Source organism: Neobacillus cucumis (assembly GCF_016908975.1).
GTDB classification, from domain to species: Bacteria; Bacillota; Bacilli; order Bacillales; family Cytobacillaceae; genus Neobacillus; species Neobacillus cucumis.
Window position 1 is genome coordinate 223,633 of record NZ_JAFBEX010000003.1, and the last position, 19,953, is coordinate 243,585.

Consider the following 19,953-nt stretch of genomic DNA (forward strand, 5'->3'; position numbering starts at 1 on the left):
GGTGCATTTGCAAAATGAGAGACAATTCAGTAAAATAACAAATAAAGAAAGTGCTTTCATATTAAGAAAAGCGCAAGGCGCCCGCTAATCGGCGACAAGCACAAGACGAGCCGGCCGAAAGGTTGTTCTTTAACCTTTTGGACGGATTGGCTTGTGACCTCGAGCCGATGGCGCCTGGAGCTGGACAATTCTCAAAGACAAAATTATACATTCTTATCTTTTTTTAAAAAAATAGTCTACCTCCATTAAGAAGTAAACTATTGTTTAAATGAATCATTTTATTCTAAGAAATCTTTTAGACGTTTGCTGCGGCTTGGGTGTCTTAATTTCCGTAAAGCTTTTGCTTCAATTTGACGAATACGTTCACGAGTTACGCCAAAGACCTTTCCTACCTCTTCAAGGGTGCGAGTCCGGCCATCATCTAATCCAAAGCGCAATCTAAGAACATTTTCTTCTCTGTCTGTTAAGGTATCGAGTACATCTTCTAATTGCTCTTTTAATAATTCGTACGCTGCATGTTCTGAAGGTGATGTAGCATCCTGATCTTCGATAAAATCTCCTAAGTGTGAATCATCCTCTTCACCAATTGGAGTTTCAAGTGAAACAGGCTCTTGAGCAATTTTTAAAATTTCTCGAACTTTATCAGGAGTTAAATCCATATCTTCACCGATTTCTTCCGGTGTTGGTTCGCGCCCTAGATCTTGCAATAGCTGCCGCTGAACCCGAATAAGCTTGTTAATCGTTTCCACCATATGAACTGGAATACGAATTGTTCTTGCTTGGTCAGCAATCGCACGTGTGATAGCCTGACGGATCCACCAGGTAGCATAAGTACTAAATTTAAAGCCTTTGCGATAATCAAACTTCTCAACAGCTTTTATTAGACCCATATTTCCTTCTTGGATTAAATCAAGGAATAACATTCCCCGACCAACGTAACGTTTTGCAATACTAACAACAAGCCTTAAATTTGCTTCGGCAAGACGACGTTTTGCCTCTTCGTCTCCTTCTTCAATCCGGTTTGCAAGCTTTATTTCTTCTTCCCCGGAAAGTAAGTCAACACGGCCAATCTCTTTCAAATACATGCGAACAGGGTCATTAATCTTGACTCCTGGAGGTACACTTAAATCATTTAAATCGAATTCTTCATCATCTTCTTTTGCCAATTTTTTTACGTCTGGATCTTCTCCATCGCTTTCGCCTACTAATTCAATTCCTTGTTCAGTTAAGGACTCATAAAATTCATCCATTTGCTCAGAATCTACATCAAAGTTAGCCAATTTTTCAGCAATATCATCATAGGCAAGGACACCGATTTTTTTACCCAGTTCAGTTAACTGGTCTTTTACTTGTTCAATGGTTAATTCATTCTCAACCTCTTTTGAACGGGCTGATTTTTCAGCAGCCATATGTCCCCCTCCTTCCAAAAATCAAAACAATAAAATAGAATTTATAACAATTTTCGCAAGTGATTAATTTCTGTGAGGACCTCTGCGGCTTTAGTAAAGTTTTTTTCACGTTCAGCCTCTTTAAGTTCCTCTTCTTTTTCTCTTATCTTTAACAAATTTTGATAATTCAACACCTGCTTGATATAATCAGTTAATTCCTGAGTTGTTAGCTCATCATTAATCGACATCATTTCAATGTCGACAACCATTCTTCTAAGATTATCATCTTGAATATAGGTTAAAAACGAGCTGGCGTCAGGAACTAAATGATCTTCATAAAACCCTAATAAATAGGTTATTATTGCCTGATGCTCATCCTTATTAAAAGTAGTACCTGCTAATAATTCCTGAACCTTATATGCCACGTCTCGATCTTTCAGCATATGGGCAATTAATCGCCTTTCAGCGGTAACGTATTTCGTTTTTAATTCTTCCGCAGGCTTAAAGCTTAATAAAGGCTTTTGAGCTGGTTCATTCTTACCAGTTGATTTTCTTTTTTCAGCAAAATAAATTTGCCTTTGCTGTTGCATTAATGCTTCTAATGAGAGTGAAAATTCAGTTGCAAGCTGTCTTAGGTAATGGTCCCTTTCAACTGCCTTATCAAGTTTGCTGATTTCCTTAATTATCTGTTCGATGTAGGCTAGTTGATCTCCTTCATGCTGAAGATTTTTTCCGCGTCGATAGTAGAGAAATTTAAAGCCCATCCATGTTAAACTTGCGCCAATTACTTCATTTCGGAACTTATCTTGACCGTTTTTTTGAATGTATTCATCAGGATCCATTCCATCTGTCATTATAGCTACTTTTATTTGAAAACCAGCATCATGAAGATGGTTTCCTGCTCGGTAAGCAGCCTCAATTCCCGCTTTATCGGAATCATAGCAAATGGTAACCGTTTGAACATTTTGTCTTAAAAGACTGATATGCTCATCTGTTAATGCTGTTCCCATTGTGGCAATACCATTTTCTACTCCTGCGCGGTCTGCAGCGATAACATCAGCAAAACCCTCAAATAAAACAGCATACTGCATTTTTTTTATACTTGGCTTGGCCAAGTGATAATTATATAAAATTTTACTTTTATTAAAGATTGCCGTTTCGGGACTATTTAAATATTTTGGCTCATCAGCCCCAAGTGATCTCCCAGAAAATGCAATCGTATTACCGTGACGATCAAAAATTGGAAACATAATCCGATCTCTAAATCGATCAAAATAAGTTCCATCCCGTTCTCGTTTGATAATCAATCCGGCTTTTTCCATCCATTCAGGTGAAAAATTCCTTTTTGAAAGGAATTTGTATACGAAGTCCCATGAATTTAAGGAATAACCGATTTGGAATTTATCAATCGATTCTTGGGTAAAACCTCTGTTAAGTAAATACTCTAACGCCTGCTGACCTTCTTTTGTATTTACCAAGAGATGGTGGTAAAATTTCCTTAAAAGCTCATGCGCTTCGAGCATCGCTTGAAGCTCTTTTGAAACTTTTTTTCCACCCTGTGATTGTGGTAAATTAATTCCTAAATCAATATTTACCTTAGCAGCAAGTTTAATGGCTGTTTCTTGAAAGGATAGCCCATCAAGTTCCATTAAAAAAGTAAATACATTTCCCCCCGCTCCACAGCCAAAACAGTGAAAAATTTGTTTGTCAGGTGATACTGAAAATGATGGGGTGCTCTCTCCATGGAATGGACATAATCCGAAGTAATTTCGCCCCTGTTTTTTCAGTTGGACATAATCGCTGATTACTTCGACTATATCAACAGCCTGACGAATTTGGTCAATCTTTTCTTCGGCAATAAGGTCTGCCATGAAAACAACTCCATTTGTACTACAGGTATTCGGCACGCAACGATTAAATTCCTGCAAATTTCGACAAAATTTTTGTTAATTCCATCACAAATCTCGCTCGATCCTCAGATTGATAAGGTTTTGGTCCTTTTCCGTATTCCCCTCGTCTCCTTGCCTTCGCATTTAAAAACCGTAAATCAAGGGCAGTTTGGATACTGCTTTCTTCAAATACAACTCCCCTTGGGGATATCACGTATACATCCTTAGGTAGCAGTGTCGATGCAAGACCAATATCTTGTGTAACGACAATATCTCCTTTACCTGCATGGTTCATAATTTACAGGTCCGCAGCTTCCTTACCTGAGTCAACGTATTTCCAGGTTGCATATGTAATGTTTTTCTCTTTCACATGATGATCATAGGAAGCAACAAAAAACGTCTACGGGAATTCTAGATGCGATTTCGACAATTTCTTCTTTGATCGTGCAAGAATCTGCATCGACAAAAATAGCCGGTTTACCTTTTCCATAAGTATAAATTCTACATCACTCCGCATATTCCTTCTTATGAGATGAACTTTTATAAAAAGGATTTATGTCGAATTTTTTTTAGGGGGTTGCCTTGACATCTAACAATAAATAGTTTATTCGTTCCAAAGCAACTCTAAACCTAAAAAGATATATTTTTATCACAATTTTTTATTATAGTATATTCGTTATCATTTTACCATAACTTTTTTTCAATTTTTCTTAACGAAAAAACACATAATCCACTGATTATGTGTTAGGGTCTCCCCTTTTGAATATAATTTAATATTACATTCGCTGTCTCTTCCACTGCTTTATTGGTCACATCAATAACAGGACACTTTATCTTCTTAACAATCTGCTCAAAGAAGGTTAATTCCTCTTTAATCCGTTCAATATTGGCATAACTTGCTTGATCATTTAATCCTAATGACAATAGACGCTCTCTTCTAATATTATTAAGCTTTTCCGGACTTATTTTTAACCCAAAGCATTTATCAATAGGTACCCGATATAATTCTTCTGGAGGATCTACTTCTGGAACCAACGGGACATTTGCCACCTTTAATCGCTTATGCGCTAAGTATTGAGATAACGGCGTTTTGGACGTTCTTGAAACTCCTATTAGTACGATATCTGCCTTTAAAAGTCCTCTCGGGTCACGACCATCATCATATTTGACGGCAAATTCAATAGCTTCGACTTTTTTAAAATAGTCCTCATCCAGTTTTCGAACCAAGCCTGGTTCACATAACGGCTTTTTCCCGCTAAAAATCTGAATTTGATCCATAATTGGACCAATTAAATCAACTGCCTGTATACCGTCTTCATCGGCACGTTCTTTTAAATATGTACGCATATCCGGTTTAACTAGTGTGTATGCCACCATGCCCTTATCATGAGAAACCATTGATAAAACTTCATCGATATGTTCTTTATCCTCAACATAAGGAAATCTTTTTAATGTCATACCAGAACCATTAAATTGGCTAATTGCTGCTTTCGTAACTAATTCAGCTGTTTCCCCAACTGAATCAGAGACCACATATATGATAGGCGAACTCATTCTCCCTCTTCAGCTCCATTCTCAGTTAATATTACTCATCACCTAACGCCAAAAAGGCTTTCGTAATGTTCGTTTTGGTAACTCTGCCGATAACCTCATAACCTTTTTCAGATTTTTTAACCACAGGCAAGGCATCGATCTGTTTTTCAATTAGTTTTTTGGCCACATCCATCAATAAGTCCTCTCGTTCACACGTTGTTATGTTTGGCATCCTTGTCATAATAATATTAACAGGGATACTTGAAAGCTCTTGTTTCCCAATACTTGCCCTTAGTAAATCCTTCCTTGAAAGCACACCTACTAAGATAGAGTCTTGATCAACTACAAATAGAGTGCCCACATCTTCAAGGAACATTGTACAGATGGCATCATATACCGAAACACTTTCACTCACTACAACCGGGATCGATTGATAATCTGCAACATATATTTTCTGAAGGTTTTCAGTCAAAAGCTGAGCCCCTGATTTTCCTGTATAAAAATAGCCAACTCGCGGACGTGCATCTAAAAACCCAGCCATGGTTAAGATAGCCAAGTCAGGCCTTAAGGTAGCTCTAGTTAAACTTAATTGATCCGCAATTTGCTCACCGGTTATAGGTCCATTATCTTTCACAATCTGTAATATATGTTCTTGACGTTTAGTAAGTTCGATTGTCCTCACCACCTTAAAAATGTTCTTAAACCACACATTTAATAAAAATATTATATACTACTTAGATTCCATTTAAAATGATAATAAAAGCGTAAGCGCCTTGGTCAGCCCCGACAAGCTTAAGCCACTCCCAAAAGGAAGGCGCTTTTTGCCTTCCTTTTGGGAGTGGCTTAAGACCTCGAGGGGCTAGGCGCTGGAGCTGGACAATTCTCGAAGTCGAAATTTATCTTTCTTATCATATTAAAAGGTGCGGATAACCGCACCTTCTTTTATTAAAAAACCATCTTCTCTTGTAAAAAGCTTACTAATTGTGAAATTGGCAGACGGGTTTGTTCCATTGTATCCCTGTCACGAACGGTCACCATGTTATCTTCTTTTGAATCAAAGTCATAAGTAATGCAGAATGGGGTCCCAATTTCATCATGACGACGGTAACGTTTTCCGATTGAACCAGCTTCGTCATAATCAACCGTAAAGTGTTTGGAAAGTTCAGCAAACACCTCTCTTGCCTCTTCTGAAAGTTTTTTCGATAATGGCAGAACTGCTGCTTTATACGGTGCTAAAGCCGGATGGAAATGCATAACAGTTCTAGATGTACCATCCTCAAGCTGCTCTTCATCATAGGCATCAATTAAAAATGCAAGGGTAACCCTGTCAGCACCAAGTGACGGTTCAATACAATATGGTACATACCTTTCATTTGATTCTGGATCCAAGTAATGGAAGTCTTCACCGGAGAAATCCATATGCTGCTTCAAATCATAATCCGTTCTTGAAGCAACTCCCCATAATTCGCCCCAACCAAATGGGAATTTAAATTCAAAATCTGTAGTCGCATTACTATAATGTGAAAGCTCATCCTCTGAATGGTCACGAAGTCTGATATTTTCTTTCGTAAGACCTAAAGATAATAACCAATTTTCAGCAAATTGTTTCCAATAATCAAACCATTTTAGTTCCTCACCAGGTTTGCAGAAAAATTCTAGCTCCATTTGTTCAAATTCTCTAGTTCGGAATGTAAAATTACCAGGGGTAATTTCATTACGGAAGCTTTTACCAATTTGGGCAATCCCAAAAGGTAATTTTTTACGCATCGTCCGTTGTACATTTTTAAAGTTAACAAAAATACCCTGAGCCGTTTCCGGACGAAGAAAAATTTCATTTGTACTTGATTCTGTTACGCCTTGGAAAGTTTTAAACATCAAATTGAACTGGCGGATTCCAGTAAAATCATGGCTGCCACAGTCCGGACAAGCAATGTTATGTTCCTTAATCAATTCTTCCATTTTCTCAAATGGAAGTCCATCAACAACCAATTCGATTCCTTTTTCGTCTAGGGCATTTTCAATTAATTTGTCCGCACGATGACGTGCCTTACAGTTTTTGCAGTCAATCATTGGGTCATTAAAATTACCAATATGACCTGAGGCTTCCCAAGTTCTTGGGTTCATGAGAATGCTGGCATCTAAGCCGACATTATAGGGAGACTCTTGAACGAATTTTTTCCACCAAGCCTGTTTGATATTGTTTTTAAATTCAACACCTAATGGACCGTAATCCCAAGTGTTTGCCAATCCTCCGTAAATCTCTGAACCAGGGAATATAAATCCTCTGTGTTTTGCATGTGAAACGATTTGATCCATTGTTACACTCATTTTTTCTCGCTCCTTAATTAAATTAAAGTTTGTGTTAAACTTGGGTTGATTTCCGCTCCAATCAACAATGTTCTAAAATATGTGGCAGTGTAGTGGACATAAAAAAACTCCCGTTCCTATGCTTGTGAAAAGCATAGGGACGAGAGTTACCCGCGGTTCCACCCTATTTGCTGCTTAAAATGCAGCCTCCTTAAATGTGTTTCTTCAACACGATTGCTCAGGAATGCCTTCATTAGTGCTCTATACCCTAGCTTACACCACCCTAGGTTCGCTTTTATAGAGGATGACTAATTACTACTTTCCGTCAACGCAAATATTTTATTATAGAAATAGTAACGAAAACTTCTAACATTGTCAACAAGGCAATTATAACAGATTACGAAAATGATCCATCGAATCAAGAAATTTTTTAGATTTAAGATGTAAACCTGAATACTCATCATAGTAAGCAGAAATAATTTTTTTCAGTTCAGCCTTTGTTTCATTTTTAACTGAAATATTTCCTAACCTTGATAGATCAAAATAATAAAATAGCCGTAATAATTTAACAGTTGCTGGTAATAATGGAAAGTGATATGGATCTTTTTCTAAGCAACGATGACAGATAAATCCGCCTTCTCTAATCGAAAATGAAAAACGTCCGTCTGTACTGCCACAAACCGAACATCGGTCGAGAATCGGATATAATCCCATGACATTTAACATCTTCATTTCGTATATATTCATGAGAATATCGGGATCAAAGCCTTCATTCATATAATTAAGCGTTTGATAGAGCAATTCAAAATGAAATGGATTTGGCTTTTTATCTTCCGTACATTTATCTGTAAGTTCAACAATATAACTGGCATAGGCCGTTAAAAAGATGTCTTCCCCAATCGAGCGTAAGGAAGTAATAATCTCTCCCTGCTGAAGGCTTCCAAGCCCTGAACCTTTTTGTAAAAGAAAGTATCCATGTGTAAACAGCTGAGAAATAGAGGAAAGGCGGCTGTTTGGCTTTTTAGCTCCCCGAGCCATTACGCCAATCTTACCACCTTCCCTCGTATATATTGTTACTATTTTATTGGTCTCACCATAATCTGTAGTTCTAATGACAATGCCTTCATATTTTTGAAGCATTTCTTGCCACCTTCTAACATACGAGCGAAAACAAACTTATGAAACGGGAAAATCAATTTGTGCTAGATCTTCATTCTGATTTCCGGGTATTTCTTGGTTTTCCTTCTCAAGCTCCTTAAAGAGAAGATATGTGTCAATATTACCTGTTTGGAGGAATACTTTCCACGTAAAATCCATCATCGAAAACCCCACCTTTCATTATTTAGACTAGCCTAATGTTAAATCCCAAACCTTATAATTATCATAGCCTGCCTTTGCCAAAATATAAGACGAAATAATTGTTAATGTTGTCCATGCATAATCTTGTATCAAAGTTAATATTTTAAATATCGTTTAGATTAATATTCATCTTCATTGAAGCCATAATCACGTAGCTGGGACATTTTATTACGCCAATCTTTTTGAACCTTAACCCAAAGCTCCAAAAATACTTTTGAACCAAGTAGATTTTCAATATCGACCCGGGCGCGCTTGCCAATTTCTTTTAGCATGCTCCCTTGCTTTCCAATTATAATACCTTTTTGTGAGTCTCTCTCTACAATAACTGTAGCCATGACATGAATGACATCTTTATTTGGCTGCCGTTCCATTTTATCTAGAACAACCGCTAGAGAATGGGGAATTTCCTCCCTCGTTAAGTGAAGTGCTTTTTCCCTAATTAACTCTGTGATAATAAACCGTTCCGGATGATCGGTGACTTGGTCAGCGGGATAATATTGCGGTCCTTCTGGTAAAAATGCTTTGATTTGGTCCAATAATCGTTCCACATTGTTACCTTCTAAAGCAGAAATGGGAACAATTTCTTTAAAGTCATATTTTTCTTTATAGGAATCAATAATGGGAAGTAATTCATCAGGATGTATTTGGTCAATTTTATTTATTACAAGAAAGATAGGGGTATTTACTGTTTGAAATTTTTCAAGAATAAATTCTTCCCCACGTCCAAATCCTTCTTCGGCATTTACCATAAATAAAACTAAATCCACTTCTTTTAGCGTATTTTGTGCTACCTTCATCATAAAATCGCCTAATTTATGTTTTGGCTTATGGATACCTGGTGTATCAATAAAAATCATTTGAGCGTCATTTAGGGATAATACACCTTGAACCTTGTTTCTAGTCGTTTGGGGCTTATCACTCATAATCGCAATTTTTTGCCCAATTACTCGATTAAGGAAAGTCGATTTCCCTACATTTGGACGACCAATAATTGAAATAAAACCTGACTTGTATCCGTTTTCATTCTCTCTATTTTGCATGTAAATCCTCCGAAGAAAAGGCACCTGGCAGTAACTCAGCTACTGTTAATTCTTGTACGTCGCCTTTAAGGTTTGTCAATATTATTTTCATGTCACTTGGGCATAGTTCAGATATTACTTGTCTGCATGCACCGCAAGGGGAACAAGGTCGGTCAGTTTCAGCCACAACGGCCATCATTTGAAAATCCCGGTCACCTTCTGAATAAGCTTTAAAAAGGGCAGTACGTTCAGCACAATTACACATACTATAGGCGGCATTTTCAATATTGCAGCCATGATATACTTTACCATTTGTTGTAAGTAGAGCTGCCCCTACTTTAAACTTTGAGTAAGGTACATATGCTTTTTCCCTTGCAATTTTTGCTTCTTCCATTAATTGTTCGATGCTCACTAAAAACGTCTTCCCTTCCAGCAGAAATCCTGCTGTTTCTTTATTTTACCTCAAATTTTAGAGAAAATCATTACTTGTAGCGAAAAAGTAATATAAAATTTAAAAAAGTTTGAATTTTCTCATAACGTAACTTACTTTAAAAAACAAATTATTTTTGTTATTTTACCTAAAAAATAATTGCTTTTCAAATCAAGAAAATTGCTTCAAAACATAAGGCAAGAAAATTACTAAACCTACAATCACTGATAAAACAGCATAAACAAAAACTGCTCCTGCAGCCATGTCCTTGGCCTGTTTAGCAAGAGGATGGTATTCTGTTGTTACTAAATCAACAACTCGTTCAATTGCCGAATTGATAAGTTCAAGGGCAAACATTCCCCCAATCAAAAAAAGAACGATGATCCACTCCATTTTGGATATGGAAAAAAAGAACGAAAAAAATAATACAAGAAGGGAACTGATAAAATGGAAACGCATATTTCTTTCATTTTTAATAGCGGTGAGGATACCGATTACAGCAAAAGAAAATGATTTTAATATGGAGAATCGTTTGCCTTTATCGTGTGAGTCCATATTCGTTTAAAATTTCCTTTTGCAAAGTGAACATTTCCTTCTCGTCTTCCTCTGTCATGTGATCATAACCTAATAGATGAAGGAATCCATGTACCGCTAAAAACCCAAGCTCTCGCTCAAAAGAATGTCCATAATCCTCTGCTTGCTCCTTGGCTCTTGGAATAGAAATAATAATATCACCTAAGACGCGCGGCATGTCCATTCCTGATAATTCTACCTCTCCCTCTCCCAACTCTTCCATAGCAAAAGAAATGACATCCGTTGGGGCGTCTTTATCACGATAATCTCGGTTAATCTCCTGAATTCTTTGATTCGACACAAACGTAATAGAAACCTCACTATGTTCTTCGATTTGTTGTTTTTTGGCAGCAAAATGAACCAATCGCTCAATATTTAGCATTTGCTGCTCTGTCAATTCATTGGTTTCATCCACACTATCAATAAGCAATGTCATGCTTCTCCACCTGCTTTGTCTTTGTTAATTCTGGATATTCGATTCTAGAATGAAATATTCCCTTAACCGTCTCACATAATGTATGGGAAACAGCTTCGATTTCTTTCATCGTAATATCACATTCGTTTAATTGCCCATCCTCTAAGCGCTCTGCCACGATTTTTTTTACGAGTGATTCAATTAATTCCGGTGTTGGTTTTGTTAAGGAGCGTACAGCGGCTTCAACACTGTCCGCAATGCCAACAATAGCTGACTCTTTTGTTTGAGCTTTAGGGCCAGGATAACGAAAGTCGTTTTCTTTAATATCTGACTCACTCTGCAATGCTTTATGATAAAAGAATTTTAAAAATGTGGTTCCATGATGCTGTTCGGCAATATCAATAATTTCTTTAGGCATATGGTAGTTCTTTAAAATAGCAGCCCCATCAATTACGTGAGAAATAATAATAGTTGCACTTTTATCAGGCGGCAGCTTGTCATGTGGGTTATCATGATGCAACTGATTTTCAATAAAAAAGTTCGGCCGTTTGGTTTTACCAATATCATGATAATAGCTTCCGACTCTAGCCAAAAGCCCGTTTGCTCCGATTGCTTCACAGGCTGACTCCGCTAAATTGGCAACCATTATGCTATGGTGATAGGTACCTGGAGCTTCCATTAAAATCTTTCTTAGGAGCGGGTGGTTTGGATTGGATAGTTCAATCAACCTAATGGTCGAAAGTATTCCAAAGCTAGCTTCAAAGAAAGGCAATAATCCAATTGTCAACACAACTGAGCTGATTCCTGAGACAAGTGCGGTTATGAAATAATAACCGTACTCGATTCCAGAATACTGACCATTGGGCAGAAGTATTAACGCCGCAATGGTTAACACATTTACTATGGTCGAAAAACTGCCAGCTTGTAAAATTTTTGAACGGCGTTGTTGATTGTTCAAGAAAAGAATGGCTGCAATCCCGCTAAAAAGGATATAGATTCCTACAGAATAATTAAGTGTACCAGTAATTCCTTCGTTGAACAAAATACTTCCGAAGACAGCCATAAATAGGCAATTGTATATCGCCAATTTTTCATCAATCAGTAATTTTATTAACATACAGCTCATAGCGGCTGGAAAAATATAGCCGATACCCTCAAAATTAAATATTTGCAGTAAACTAATAATTTTCATAATCATAATAGATATAAGGAAAATTATCCCATATATCAATAGATAGGTCTGCCTTTTTTCTGGGAACCACTTCATTTGATAAAAATAGTAATAAATAGCCGAGAGGATTATGGTAATTAACACTACTAAACCGATTAAAGGTTTATAGGAATACTGATTATTAATGAGTCCTACCAGCTTTAATTGGCGATAAATATCTTGATTAATTAATTCTCCTTCTTCAGCAATAATTTGTCCTTGAAGAATTTTTACTGGCTCGACATTTTCTGCTGCCTGTTGTCTAAGTTCTTCTGTTGCATTAGAGTCATAAAACTCATTTTGGATGACCGCATATCTGCCCAATTCAATTGCAGCTAATCTTAATTGATCATTTAAGGTGGTATACTTTAATTCTTCCTCTACCCTTTTTTTAGCATTTTCCACTTCATCAGCAGAGATTCGATTGGTCATCACATTATTGATTGCCGTAACGGTTAAATCCTTAGCGATAGAAAGCTCGTCATTATCAGCATGAATCAGAGCAGAGAAGACTTGATTGGAAAGATCTTTCGATACACTAGATGTTAATTTAGCTTTTAGCATCGACTCTTTATCATCATCACTCGGTTCACCTCTGGTTGTACTGTTCTCATTAGCTGCTTCTTCCTGCTTTTTGATATCATCTTGAATATCATCATTAACCTGAATAGCCGCTTGAAAAATAGACGTAATTAAATCAACCCGGTTTTGTGCATATTCATTTTTCAAAGAATATACAGGCTGAACCTGATTAATAGCATCTTTACGTTTATTTGCAGTACTTTCCTTATCCTCTACGGTTGCGGGAGACCGAATGGTATTTTCTGCAACTGAAAATAAACTTAACTTCAGTTTTTCGGGTTTTACGTTACTGTACAACGATCCAATCAACATAAGCCCTAGAACAATAAAAAACAAAATTCGAAAAAAAGTAATATCAAGTAATTTTCGTATCCGTATGAATTGCTGCTGTAGTGTATCCAACAATATCCCTCCAGCCACGGCCCATCCATCTTGTGTTTAGCATTAGAATAACATAATACGACCATAAAATGCACTTTATGTAAAATCATATCAGTTTTTCAGGAAAGTTTCATCCTAAATAGAACAAAATGTCAATAATGAAAAAAAGGGATAAACCGACAAGGTTTACCCCCATTTGTTTAATGTTGATTTCCCTTCTTTTCATAGGCTTCAATAATTCTGCCAACAAGGGGATGACGAACAACATCACTTTGTTCTAAGAAGATGAATGAAATTCCGTTTACATTCTGCAGTATTTCCTCTGCAACAATCAAGCCAGATTTCGCACCTTTTGGTAAATCAACTTGTGTCTGGTCACCCGTAATGACCATTTTTGAACCAAAACCCAACCGCGTTAAGAACATTTTCATTTGTGCATGTGTAGTATTTTGCGCTTCATCTAAGATGACAAAAGCATCATCCAATGTTCGCCCTCTCATATACGCTAGGGGGGCAATTTCAATCGTTCCCCGTTCAATTAATCTTTGGGTATGCTCTGCCCCTAAAACATCATTTAGCGCATCATAAAGGGGTCTTAAATAAGGGTCAACCTTTTCTTTTAAATCGCCTGGCAGGAAACCTAGACTTTCACCCGCTTCTACCGCGGGTCTCGTTAAAATGATTCTGTTTACTTGTCCAGATTTAAGAGCGTTCACGGCCATTACTACAGCAAGATACGTTTTACCCGTTCCAGCAGGTCCAATTCCAAAGACCAAGTCCTTTTTCTTGATAGCTGTCACATACTGCCTTTGTCCCAATGTCTTAATTCTGATTGATTTCCCTTTAACATTCTTTCCTATTTCTTCCTCATATAAATTGACAAAATAGTCTAGGGTACCTTTTTGTGCCATTTGAATGGCATACAGAACGTCCCGTTGGCTAATATTTATGCCCTTTCGAATCACAAAAATTAATTTATCTAAGATTTCTCCAGCCATATGGGCCATTTCTTCATCACCAGAAAGGCTTACAGACTCTCCTCTGGTTATAATTGATACCCCTAGCTCTTCTTCAATGATTTTTAGGTTTTGATCAGAATTCCCAAGCAGAGTAATGGCTTCTGCCGGATTTTCTAGCTGTACATTAATCGTTGTCAATTTTTCTGTCATTCAGGAGTCTCCTTGGTTATCGGTTGTCCGACTGCAATGTTTTCAATTATCTTAAAATGGATGTCTAGTATAACTTTACCATTTTCCATTGCCTTGTGTAAAATTTTTTCATCTTTTATCATAGCATCTTCATCTAAACTGCTTTTTATTTGTTTTTTTGCAAGTTCCAATGCTAACTTTTCTGCTTCACTCGTCGTATAGGTCCGTTCGTACACTTCCTTTTCACGAATAGTCTTATTAATATATGAAATAGGCAGCTCCCATTTTAAAAATCGTACTTTATGAACATTTTGTTCTATCTCATAATGTTTGAATTTAGGTTTTCCGAATCCCCAGATAGGTACCTCTAATTTCCCAAAAACAAGAGAATGTTTTTGCTCTTCCTTGCCATTATATACGTTAAATTTACTTACTAACGGAAGCTCTACATGGCTTTTGTACCATGTTTCTCCCCAAACTTCACCTTTTGCTGCTGTAAGTTCTGGTTTGTCTTCTTGACCAAATGCACCTGAAACAAGTAATTGCCCTTTTTCAACATGATCATGAATATCAACCATCTTTTGACCATTTTCTATAAACATTTTATATATTATCGCCTTTTTCTTCGCGATTAGGTTTTGTGGTGATAAAATCTCAGGTTTTTTCGGCTCGTTTTTTTCAACTACTTGTAGGTGGTAGGTTGTCCCCTTTAACTCCACACCAACCCACGTTAACGCCCCAATGTTATTGGTTAATTGTCTTTGAATACCCTCAACATTTTTCACAAAGAATTGTATATTGCCGATTTTTACCCCCATCTTGTCCAATTCTTTACGAATTTGATATTCCGTCGCTGGTTTAGCCCCTTTTATTTGAATTCCCCAAATCATATTAGACAATAGAAAAATAATAAATATAAAGGCTGCGGCCCCAATCATAAAGCCGCTGTTTTTCAACAATCTTTTTAGTAAAAATGGAATGCCGGTTCGCTGTAAAAAAGAAATATTGCATCCACTTTTTCTAGCAAACCTTCTGATTTTAAGGGCATCTTGGACCCGCATTTTGAATGTTATCGTTTCAGTTCCATGCCGCTTTACGTTCCAAATATGTAAACCATTTCTAATTAAAACATTAATAAACCGCTCAAGACCTTTACCAGTAACTCTTACTGTAACTCTTCCATATAGAAATTCAATCCACTGGTTCTTCATTTTGTTCCTCCCGCATTATCATTTATATAAATGACCTGATCGATCTTTCCTTCCAATAAAATTTCTTCAGGTAAGATGGTCTTTATGACAAATCCCTTGCCTTTAATAAGTAATTGTCCTTGTTTTAACAGTAATCGGAGTTCCTTATCTGTAAATGCCAGCAGCCCGCGGTGATTTTCCACATAAATATGGATTTGTCCAATCATGGTAATTCGAGGCAGATCCATTATGACATCTTGAGGAAGATCCATTTTATTAGCCATCCAATTTCGAACCCGTTGGCCCCATTTTTTTGCCATAAAAAAGAACCCCCTTTCATCTCATATTTATGAGATGAAAGGGGGTTCTAGCACACCTTTTTCTAGTCGTTTTCAATTCAATTGGAGCGTCCTTTAAATGTATAAGGCTTTTTTGAACGTGGTTCGCTAAGTATTTCCGACCAAATTATTCCATTCAAAACTGCCCTTTGATCCGAATCCTCTGTAGTAGGAAGATTGATTTCTTCATTGCTATTTATATTTTCAATATGTTTTCGTGCCGCTGACATTCCCAGTCTACTAGCCTCAGACTCTTGTCTTACTTGCAGGTATTCTGCTTCAAGCTTAGTTTGGTCACTTTGCAGTGGGGCTTGCTTCTTTTCTGTTTTTCTTGCTATTGTGTCTTTGGAAATATTGTCAGTCATTTCTTTAATCATTGTTTGAATATCTCCCAGGCGCTGGCTGGTAGGTTTTCCTTTTAATGGACGTTGATTATTTTTTGATTTGCGAAAAATTATTGAGATGACTCCTATAACAATCATTAATAAAATGGATTCCAAACCTTTCACCCTCCTTTTTTGACAAAGTGGGTTTTATTGCTCATTCTTTTTATCACCTGTCATTTTTCCAATGGACCCTCTCATATCAGTATCAGCGGAAATATTTTTAAAATTCATATAGTCCATCACACCAATATTACCTGATTTAAGCGCTTGCGCCATTGCAAGTGGTACTTCTGCTTCTGCTTCCACCACTTTTGCTCTCATTTCTTGTACTTTTGCCTTCATTTCCTGCTCTTGAGCAACAGCCATGGCCCGGCGCTCTTCTGCTTTCGCCTGAGCAATTTTCTTATCTGCTTCAGCTTGCTCAGTCTGCAATTCCGCGCCTATATTTTTACCGATGTCGACATCCGCAATATCGATCGAAAGGATCTCAAAGGCAGTACCGGCATCAAGGCCCTTTGACAAAACAGTTTGCGAGATTAAATCAGGATTTTCAAGAACTTTACTGTGACTATCTGACGAACCAATGGTGGAAACCACACCTTCACCGACCCGGGCTACAACGGTTTCTTCCCCGGCACCTCCGACAAGACGCTCAATATTGGCACGAACGGTAATTCTGGCTTTTGCTTTAACTTCTATCCCATTCATCGCAACCCCTGCTATAAATGGTGTTTCAATTACCTTTGGGTTTACACTCATTTGCACTGCCTCTAAAACATCCCGGCCTGCAAGATCAATTGCAGCACAGCGTTCAAATGATAACTCGATATTGGCTCTATGTGCTGCAATTAACGCATTGACAACACGATCAACATTTCCTCCGGCAAGATAGTGACTTTCAAGCTGATTGGTTGTGACATTTAAACCTGCTTTATGGGCTTTAATAAGGGGATTTACAACCTTGCTAGGAGTTACACGTCTAAGCCTCATTCCAACTAACGTAAAAATACTAATCCGAACTCCTGCAGCTAATGCCGAAATCCACAGCATGACTGGCACAAAGGATAATAAAATCCCTAAAAATATAAGGGCAATGATTACAACAACAATAATAAAAATAGCTCCTCCTGAAACATTTATCATTGATTAGTTCCCTCCTAACATTTATTGTATTTCTCTAACAACAATACGGGCCCCTTCAACCTTTATCACTTTCACTTCTGCATTTTTTCCAATGAATCCACCTTCACTAACTGCATCAACACGTTCATTGTTAATAATAATGGTACCTGCGGGACGTAAGATGGTTAAAGTGCGGCCTTCCATCCCAAGAAGGTCAGTTCGGTTAATATTTGAAACATATCCGTCCTCTTTTCTAGCAGTTTCGGATAGTACCATCTTATTAAATAAAACTAGTTTCTTACCAAATGTCTTAATCATCAAAAAGAATACAAAAATAGAGACAGCAATCGCAATTAAAATAGAAACTCCAATTTGTAAAGCATTTTGACCAGCTAAAAAAAGACTTAAAATTAAAGCTGCCACACCAAGGGTACCTGCAATAGCACCAGGTAAAAAGAATTCCAAGAAAATAAGCAGAATTCCTGCAACAAATAGAATAATCGTTCCATACCCTGCAAGTCCTGCTTGAAAGTGAACATAAAAGAATATTATCAGTGCAAAGACCCCTATAAATCCGGCAATCCCGATTTTAGCTGAAAAAAGCTCTATGACTATTCCGACTCCTGCAATGGTTAAAAGAACAGTTACTACAACTGGGTTTGTTAGAAATTCAACCACATAAGCCCCCCCTTTCTATTCAGTTCTTTCTGACTATATGTTTTACGTTTTAAGCCTTAAAAAGGTTTCATAATATGTAAAAAGACTGTAGGTATTAGAACCTGCAGTCTTTATGTCAGAATACTTATGAAAGGTGTTGTTGTACAAATTTATTTACGAGTGAGCCATCTGCTTTACCTTTTACTTTAGGCATAATGGCAGCCATCACTTTTCCCATATCCGCTTTTGATGTTGCGCCGACTTCAGCGATTGTTTCTTTAACAATCTCTGACAGCTCCTCTTCAGAAAGCTGTTTCGGTAAATACAGTTCAAGATTCTCAAGTTCTGTACGCAATTTATCAACTAGGTCTTCACGACCAGCCTTATCAAATTCATGGAGGGAGTCTTTGCGTTGTTTTACTTCGCGAGAAAGGACCGTTAACTCTGCATCTTCGGAAAGCTCTTGTGTACCGAGCTTAATCGCTTCATTTTGTAAAGAAGCTTTTACCATCCGAATCACTGAGAGTTTGTCTTTTTCCTTGTTTTTCATCGCTTGTTTCATATCATTGTTTAAACGCTCGAGAAGACTCATGTATTACACCCTCTCTTAAAACTTACGTTTTCTTGCTGCTTCAGACTTTTTCTTACGTTTTACACTTGGTTTTTCATAAAATTCGCGCTTTCTTGCCTCTTGCAAAGTACCAGTTTTTGATACTGTACGTTTGAAGCGACGAAGAGCATCTTCAAGCGATTCGTTTTTACGAACGACGGTTTTAGACATTCTCTTTCCCTCCCTCCGAAACACAACACACTTACATTCAATCCATGTACCTTGCAATTATAATATAACCTTGAAACAAGGTCAACTTAATTTCATTTTTTATCTGAAACTTGTTTTCCCTGTCTAAAAAATTAGCATGTCCCTCCAAATAAAGCCATAGAATGAACGGAGGGGGCAGGTAGGATGCTGTACATATTATTATTCATACTTTGTATATTAATATTTGTCTTTGGGATGATGATTATAAGGTTTGGGTTATTTAATTTATCTGCCAATAAATTAAAAACATGGTTAATTAAACTAACCAAAACACCGTTAAAAGGGATGTTAACCGGAACTTTTATCACCGCCCTTTTACAAAGCAGCTCGGCTGTAATGGTAATTACAATTGGGTTAATTTCAGCGAGAATTATGACCTTTCCACAATCGATTGGAATTATTCTCGGTACTAATATTGGGACAACTTTTAAAACAGAACTAATTACATTTGATATTGACAGAATCCTGGTTCCTTTAGCTGTAAGTGGTGCACTGCTAATCCTATTCAAGAATAAAAAGGCGAGAAGTATCGGGATGCTGCTATTTGGGATCGCTTCTGTCTTCACTGCGATGAAAGGTTTTGAATTATTAGCAACTCCGCTTACGGGTCTGCCGATTATCAACAAATTTATTTTATCGATTAATGACAATGTTCCTTTAAGTCTGCTGACAGGGACGGTTATCACTGCCATAATCCAGTCCAGTACGGCCATGACAGGCATTGCAATGGGGTTTTTAACTGCCGGTTTACTTCAGCTGGATGCGGGTATTGCGATTGTCTTAGGAGCTAACATAGGGACATGTATAACAGCTGTCATTGCATCAATTGGAGGCGGTAAAGAATCTAGATTAGCAGCCTTTACTCATGTTTGGCTTAATGTATTTGGAGTATTATTATTTATCCCATTGATTCCAATTTTATCAAACCATGCTTCACTGCTCGCCAGTGAAAAAGATATTCAACTAGCACATATAAGCGTCATTTTTAATGTTGCAACCTCATTAATAGTCCTACCATTTGCAACTCAATTTGGTGAAATGATTCTTTTTTTTCACGACCGTCCACCCAAAAAGCCGGTTTCCTAAAAATCTCTGTTATTTTTTATAATCCAATAAAAAAAGGACCAGTTAGGTCCTTTTTTTAAATTATAAGAAAGTATAAAATTTGACTTCGAGAATTGTCCAGCTCCAGCGCCTAGCCCCTCG

Annotated in this window: 21 protein-coding genes, 1 pseudogene and 1 other annotated feature; of the genes and pseudogenes, 1 reads left to right on the forward strand and 21 read right to left on the reverse strand. The window is 37.2% G+C overall.

Annotation, left to right across the window (positions count from 1 at the left end; translation table 11 throughout):
* Positions 1 to 278: 278 nt before the first annotated feature.
* From rpoD to rpsU, 21 genes and pseudogenes are all read right to left on the reverse strand, one after another.
* A complete protein-coding gene (gene rpoD, locus JOC76_RS05375) occupies positions 279 to 1,409 on the reverse strand; it encodes an RNA polymerase sigma factor RpoD (protein ID WP_205176556.1) in 1,131 nt (376 codons plus the stop codon).
* A gap of 41 nt (positions 1,410 to 1,450) precedes the next feature.
* Entirely contained in the window at positions 1,451 to 3,259 is a 1,809-nt protein-coding gene (gene dnaG, locus JOC76_RS05380; protein ID WP_205176557.1) for a DNA primase, read from the reverse strand.
* 43 nt (positions 3,260 to 3,302) lie between these two features.
* A pseudogene (locus JOC76_RS05385) lies at positions 3,303 to 3,747 on the reverse strand (YaiI/YqxD family protein).
* A gap of 274 nt (positions 3,748 to 4,021) precedes the next feature.
* Entirely contained in the window at positions 4,022 to 4,831 is an 810-nt protein-coding gene (locus JOC76_RS05390; RefSeq protein WP_205176558.1) for a pyruvate, water dikinase regulatory protein, read from the reverse strand.
* Positions 4,832 to 4,862: 31 nt separating this feature from the next.
* Positions 4,863 to 5,495: a transcriptional regulator CcpN gene (gene ccpN, locus JOC76_RS05395; RefSeq protein ID WP_307784691.1), complete on the reverse strand. Its 633-nt coding sequence runs from the start codon at positions 5,493 to 5,495 to the stop codon at positions 4,863 to 4,865.
* A 260-nt stretch (positions 5,496 to 5,755) separates the two neighbouring features.
* Positions 5,756 to 7,138 carry a glycine--tRNA ligase gene (locus JOC76_RS05400; protein ID WP_205176560.1) on the reverse strand — a complete coding sequence of 461 codons (1,383 nt, stop codon included), beginning with the start codon at positions 7,136 to 7,138 and terminating at the stop codon, positions 5,756 to 5,758.
* Positions 7,139 to 7,270: 132 nt separating this feature from the next.
* Positions 7,271 to 7,455: a binding site (T-box leader), on the reverse strand.
* A gap of 49 nt (positions 7,456 to 7,504) precedes the next feature.
* A complete protein-coding gene (gene recO / locus JOC76_RS05405) occupies positions 7,505 to 8,257 on the reverse strand; it encodes a DNA repair protein RecO (protein WP_205176561.1) in 753 nt (250 codons plus the stop codon).
* A 36-nt stretch (positions 8,258 to 8,293) separates the two neighbouring features.
* Positions 8,294 to 8,437 (reverse strand): YqzL family protein, encoded by a 144-nt coding sequence (locus JOC76_RS05410; RefSeq protein ID WP_098529956.1) that lies wholly within the window; start codon positions 8,435 to 8,437, stop codon positions 8,294 to 8,296.
* A gap of 158 nt (positions 8,438 to 8,595) precedes the next feature.
* Complete coding sequence (era, locus tag JOC76_RS05415) at positions 8,596 to 9,516, reverse strand: GTPase Era (RefSeq protein WP_205176562.1); 921 nt, start codon at positions 9,514 to 9,516, stop codon at positions 8,596 to 8,598.
* The gene (gene cdd, locus JOC76_RS05420) at positions 9,506 to 9,889 is read right to left on the reverse strand and encodes a cytidine deaminase (protein ID WP_205176701.1); all 384 of its coding nucleotides are present in this window, start codon (positions 9,887 to 9,889) and stop codon (positions 9,506 to 9,508) included. Before cdd ends, era begins: the two co-directional genes overlap by 11 nt.
* Positions 9,890 to 10,096: 207 nt before the next feature.
* Complete coding sequence (locus JOC76_RS05425; RefSeq protein WP_205176563.1) at positions 10,097 to 10,480, reverse strand: diacylglycerol kinase family protein; 384 nt, start codon at positions 10,478 to 10,480, stop codon at positions 10,097 to 10,099.
* Entirely contained in the window at positions 10,464 to 10,934 is a 471-nt protein-coding gene (gene ybeY / locus JOC76_RS05430; protein ID WP_205176564.1) for an rRNA maturation RNase YbeY, read from the reverse strand. Before ybeY ends, JOC76_RS05425 begins: the two co-directional genes overlap by 17 nt.
* Positions 10,918 to 13,107: an HD family phosphohydrolase gene (locus JOC76_RS05435; protein WP_205176565.1), complete on the reverse strand. Its 2,190-nt coding sequence runs from the start codon at positions 13,105 to 13,107 to the stop codon at positions 10,918 to 10,920. The genes ybeY and JOC76_RS05435 overlap by 17 nt, the downstream gene beginning before the upstream one ends.
* A gap of 179 nt (positions 13,108 to 13,286) precedes the next feature.
* The gene (locus tag JOC76_RS05440) at positions 13,287 to 14,255 is read right to left on the reverse strand and encodes a PhoH family protein (RefSeq protein WP_205176566.1); all 969 of its coding nucleotides are present in this window, start codon (positions 14,253 to 14,255) and stop codon (positions 13,287 to 13,289) included.
* A complete protein-coding gene (gene yqfD, locus JOC76_RS05445) occupies positions 14,252 to 15,445 on the reverse strand; it encodes a sporulation protein YqfD (protein WP_205176567.1) in 1,194 nt (397 codons plus the stop codon). Before yqfD ends, JOC76_RS05440 begins: the two co-directional genes overlap by 4 nt.
* Complete coding sequence (gene yqfC / locus JOC76_RS05450) at positions 15,442 to 15,744, reverse strand: sporulation protein YqfC (RefSeq protein WP_205176568.1); 303 nt, start codon at positions 15,742 to 15,744, stop codon at positions 15,442 to 15,444. Before yqfC ends, yqfD begins: the two co-directional genes overlap by 4 nt.
* A 77-nt stretch (positions 15,745 to 15,821) precedes the next feature.
* A complete protein-coding gene (locus JOC76_RS05455; protein ID WP_205176569.1) occupies positions 15,822 to 16,262 on the reverse strand; it encodes a YqfB family membrane protein in 441 nt (146 codons plus the stop codon).
* Between the two features lie 33 nt (positions 16,263 to 16,295).
* A complete protein-coding gene (gene floA / locus JOC76_RS05460; protein WP_205176570.1) occupies positions 16,296 to 17,291 on the reverse strand; it encodes a flotillin-like protein FloA in 996 nt (331 codons plus the stop codon).
* 21 nt (positions 17,292 to 17,312) lie between these two features.
* A complete protein-coding gene (locus tag JOC76_RS29870; RefSeq protein ID WP_205176571.1) occupies positions 17,313 to 17,948 on the reverse strand; it encodes an NfeD family protein in 636 nt (211 codons plus the stop codon).
* 124 nt (positions 17,949 to 18,072) lie between these two features.
* Positions 18,073 to 18,519: a GatB/YqeY domain-containing protein gene (locus JOC76_RS05470; protein WP_205176572.1), complete on the reverse strand. Its 447-nt coding sequence runs from the start codon at positions 18,517 to 18,519 to the stop codon at positions 18,073 to 18,075.
* A gap of 15 nt (positions 18,520 to 18,534) precedes the next feature.
* Positions 18,535 to 18,708, reverse strand: coding sequence for a 30S ribosomal protein S21 (rpsU, locus tag JOC76_RS05475; protein WP_007087607.1), 174 nt, complete (start codon positions 18,706 to 18,708; stop codon positions 18,535 to 18,537).
* Between the two features lie 183 nt (positions 18,709 to 18,891).
* Here rpsU and JOC76_RS05480 point away from each other — a divergent pair, with 183 nt between their 5' ends.
* Positions 18,892 to 19,833 (forward strand): Na/Pi symporter, encoded by a 942-nt coding sequence (locus JOC76_RS05480; RefSeq protein ID WP_205176573.1) that lies wholly within the window; start codon positions 18,892 to 18,894, stop codon positions 19,831 to 19,833.
* The last annotated feature ends 120 nt before the right edge of the window (positions 19,834 to 19,953 follow it).

Coding starts and splice junctions, on each gene's coding strand:
- rpoD (WP_205176556.1), bottom strand. CDS start 1,409: ATGGCTGCTGAAAAATCAGCCCGTTCAAAAGAGGTTGAGAATGAATTA.
- dnaG (WP_205176557.1), bottom strand. CDS start 3,259: ATGGCAGACCTTATTGCCGAAGAAAAGATTGACCAAATTCGTCAGGCT.
- JOC76_RS05390 (WP_205176558.1), bottom strand. CDS start 4,831: ATGAGTTCGCCTATCATATATGTGGTCTCTGATTCAGTTGGGGAAACA.
- JOC76_RS05400 (WP_205176560.1), bottom strand. CDS start 7,138: ATGAGTGTAACAATGGATCAAATCGTTTCACATGCAAAACACAGAGGA.
- recO (WP_205176561.1), bottom strand. CDS start 8,257: ATGCTTCAAAAATATGAAGGCATTGTCATTAGAACTACAGATTATGGT.
- JOC76_RS05410 (WP_098529956.1), bottom strand. CDS start 8,437: ATGATGGATTTTACGTGGAAAGTATTCCTCCAAACAGGTAATATTGAC.
- era (WP_205176562.1), bottom strand. CDS start 9,516: ATGCAAAATAGAGAGAATGAAAACGGATACAAGTCAGGTTTTATTTCA.
- cdd (WP_205176701.1), bottom strand. CDS start 9,889: ATGGAAGAAGCAAAAATTGCAAGGGAAAAAGCATATGTACCTTACTCA.
- JOC76_RS05425 (WP_205176563.1), bottom strand. CDS start 10,480: ATGGACTCACACGATAAAGGCAAACGATTCTCCATATTAAAATCATTT.
- ybeY (WP_205176564.1), bottom strand. CDS start 10,934: ATGACATTGCTTATTGATAGTGTGGATGAAACCAATGAATTGACAGAG.
- JOC76_RS05440 (WP_205176566.1), bottom strand. CDS start 14,255: ATGACAGAAAAATTGACAACGATTAATGTACAGCTAGAAAATCCGGCA.
- yqfD (WP_205176567.1), bottom strand. CDS start 15,445: ATGAAGAACCAGTGGATTGAATTTCTATATGGAAGAGTTACAGTAAGA.
- yqfC (WP_205176568.1), bottom strand. CDS start 15,744: ATGGCAAAAAAATGGGGCCAACGGGTTCGAAATTGGATGGCTAATAAA.
- floA (WP_205176570.1), bottom strand. CDS start 17,291: ATGATAAATGTTTCAGGAGGAGCTATTTTTATTATTGTTGTTGTAATC.
- JOC76_RS05470 (WP_205176572.1), bottom strand. CDS start 18,519: ATGAGTCTTCTCGAGCGTTTAAACAATGATATGAAACAAGCGATGAAA.
- rpsU (WP_007087607.1), bottom strand. CDS start 18,708: ATGTCTAAAACCGTCGTTCGTAAAAACGAATCGCTTGAAGATGCTCTT.
- JOC76_RS05480 (WP_205176573.1), top strand. CDS start 18,892: ATGCTGTACATATTATTATTCATACTTTGTATATTAATATTTGTCTTT.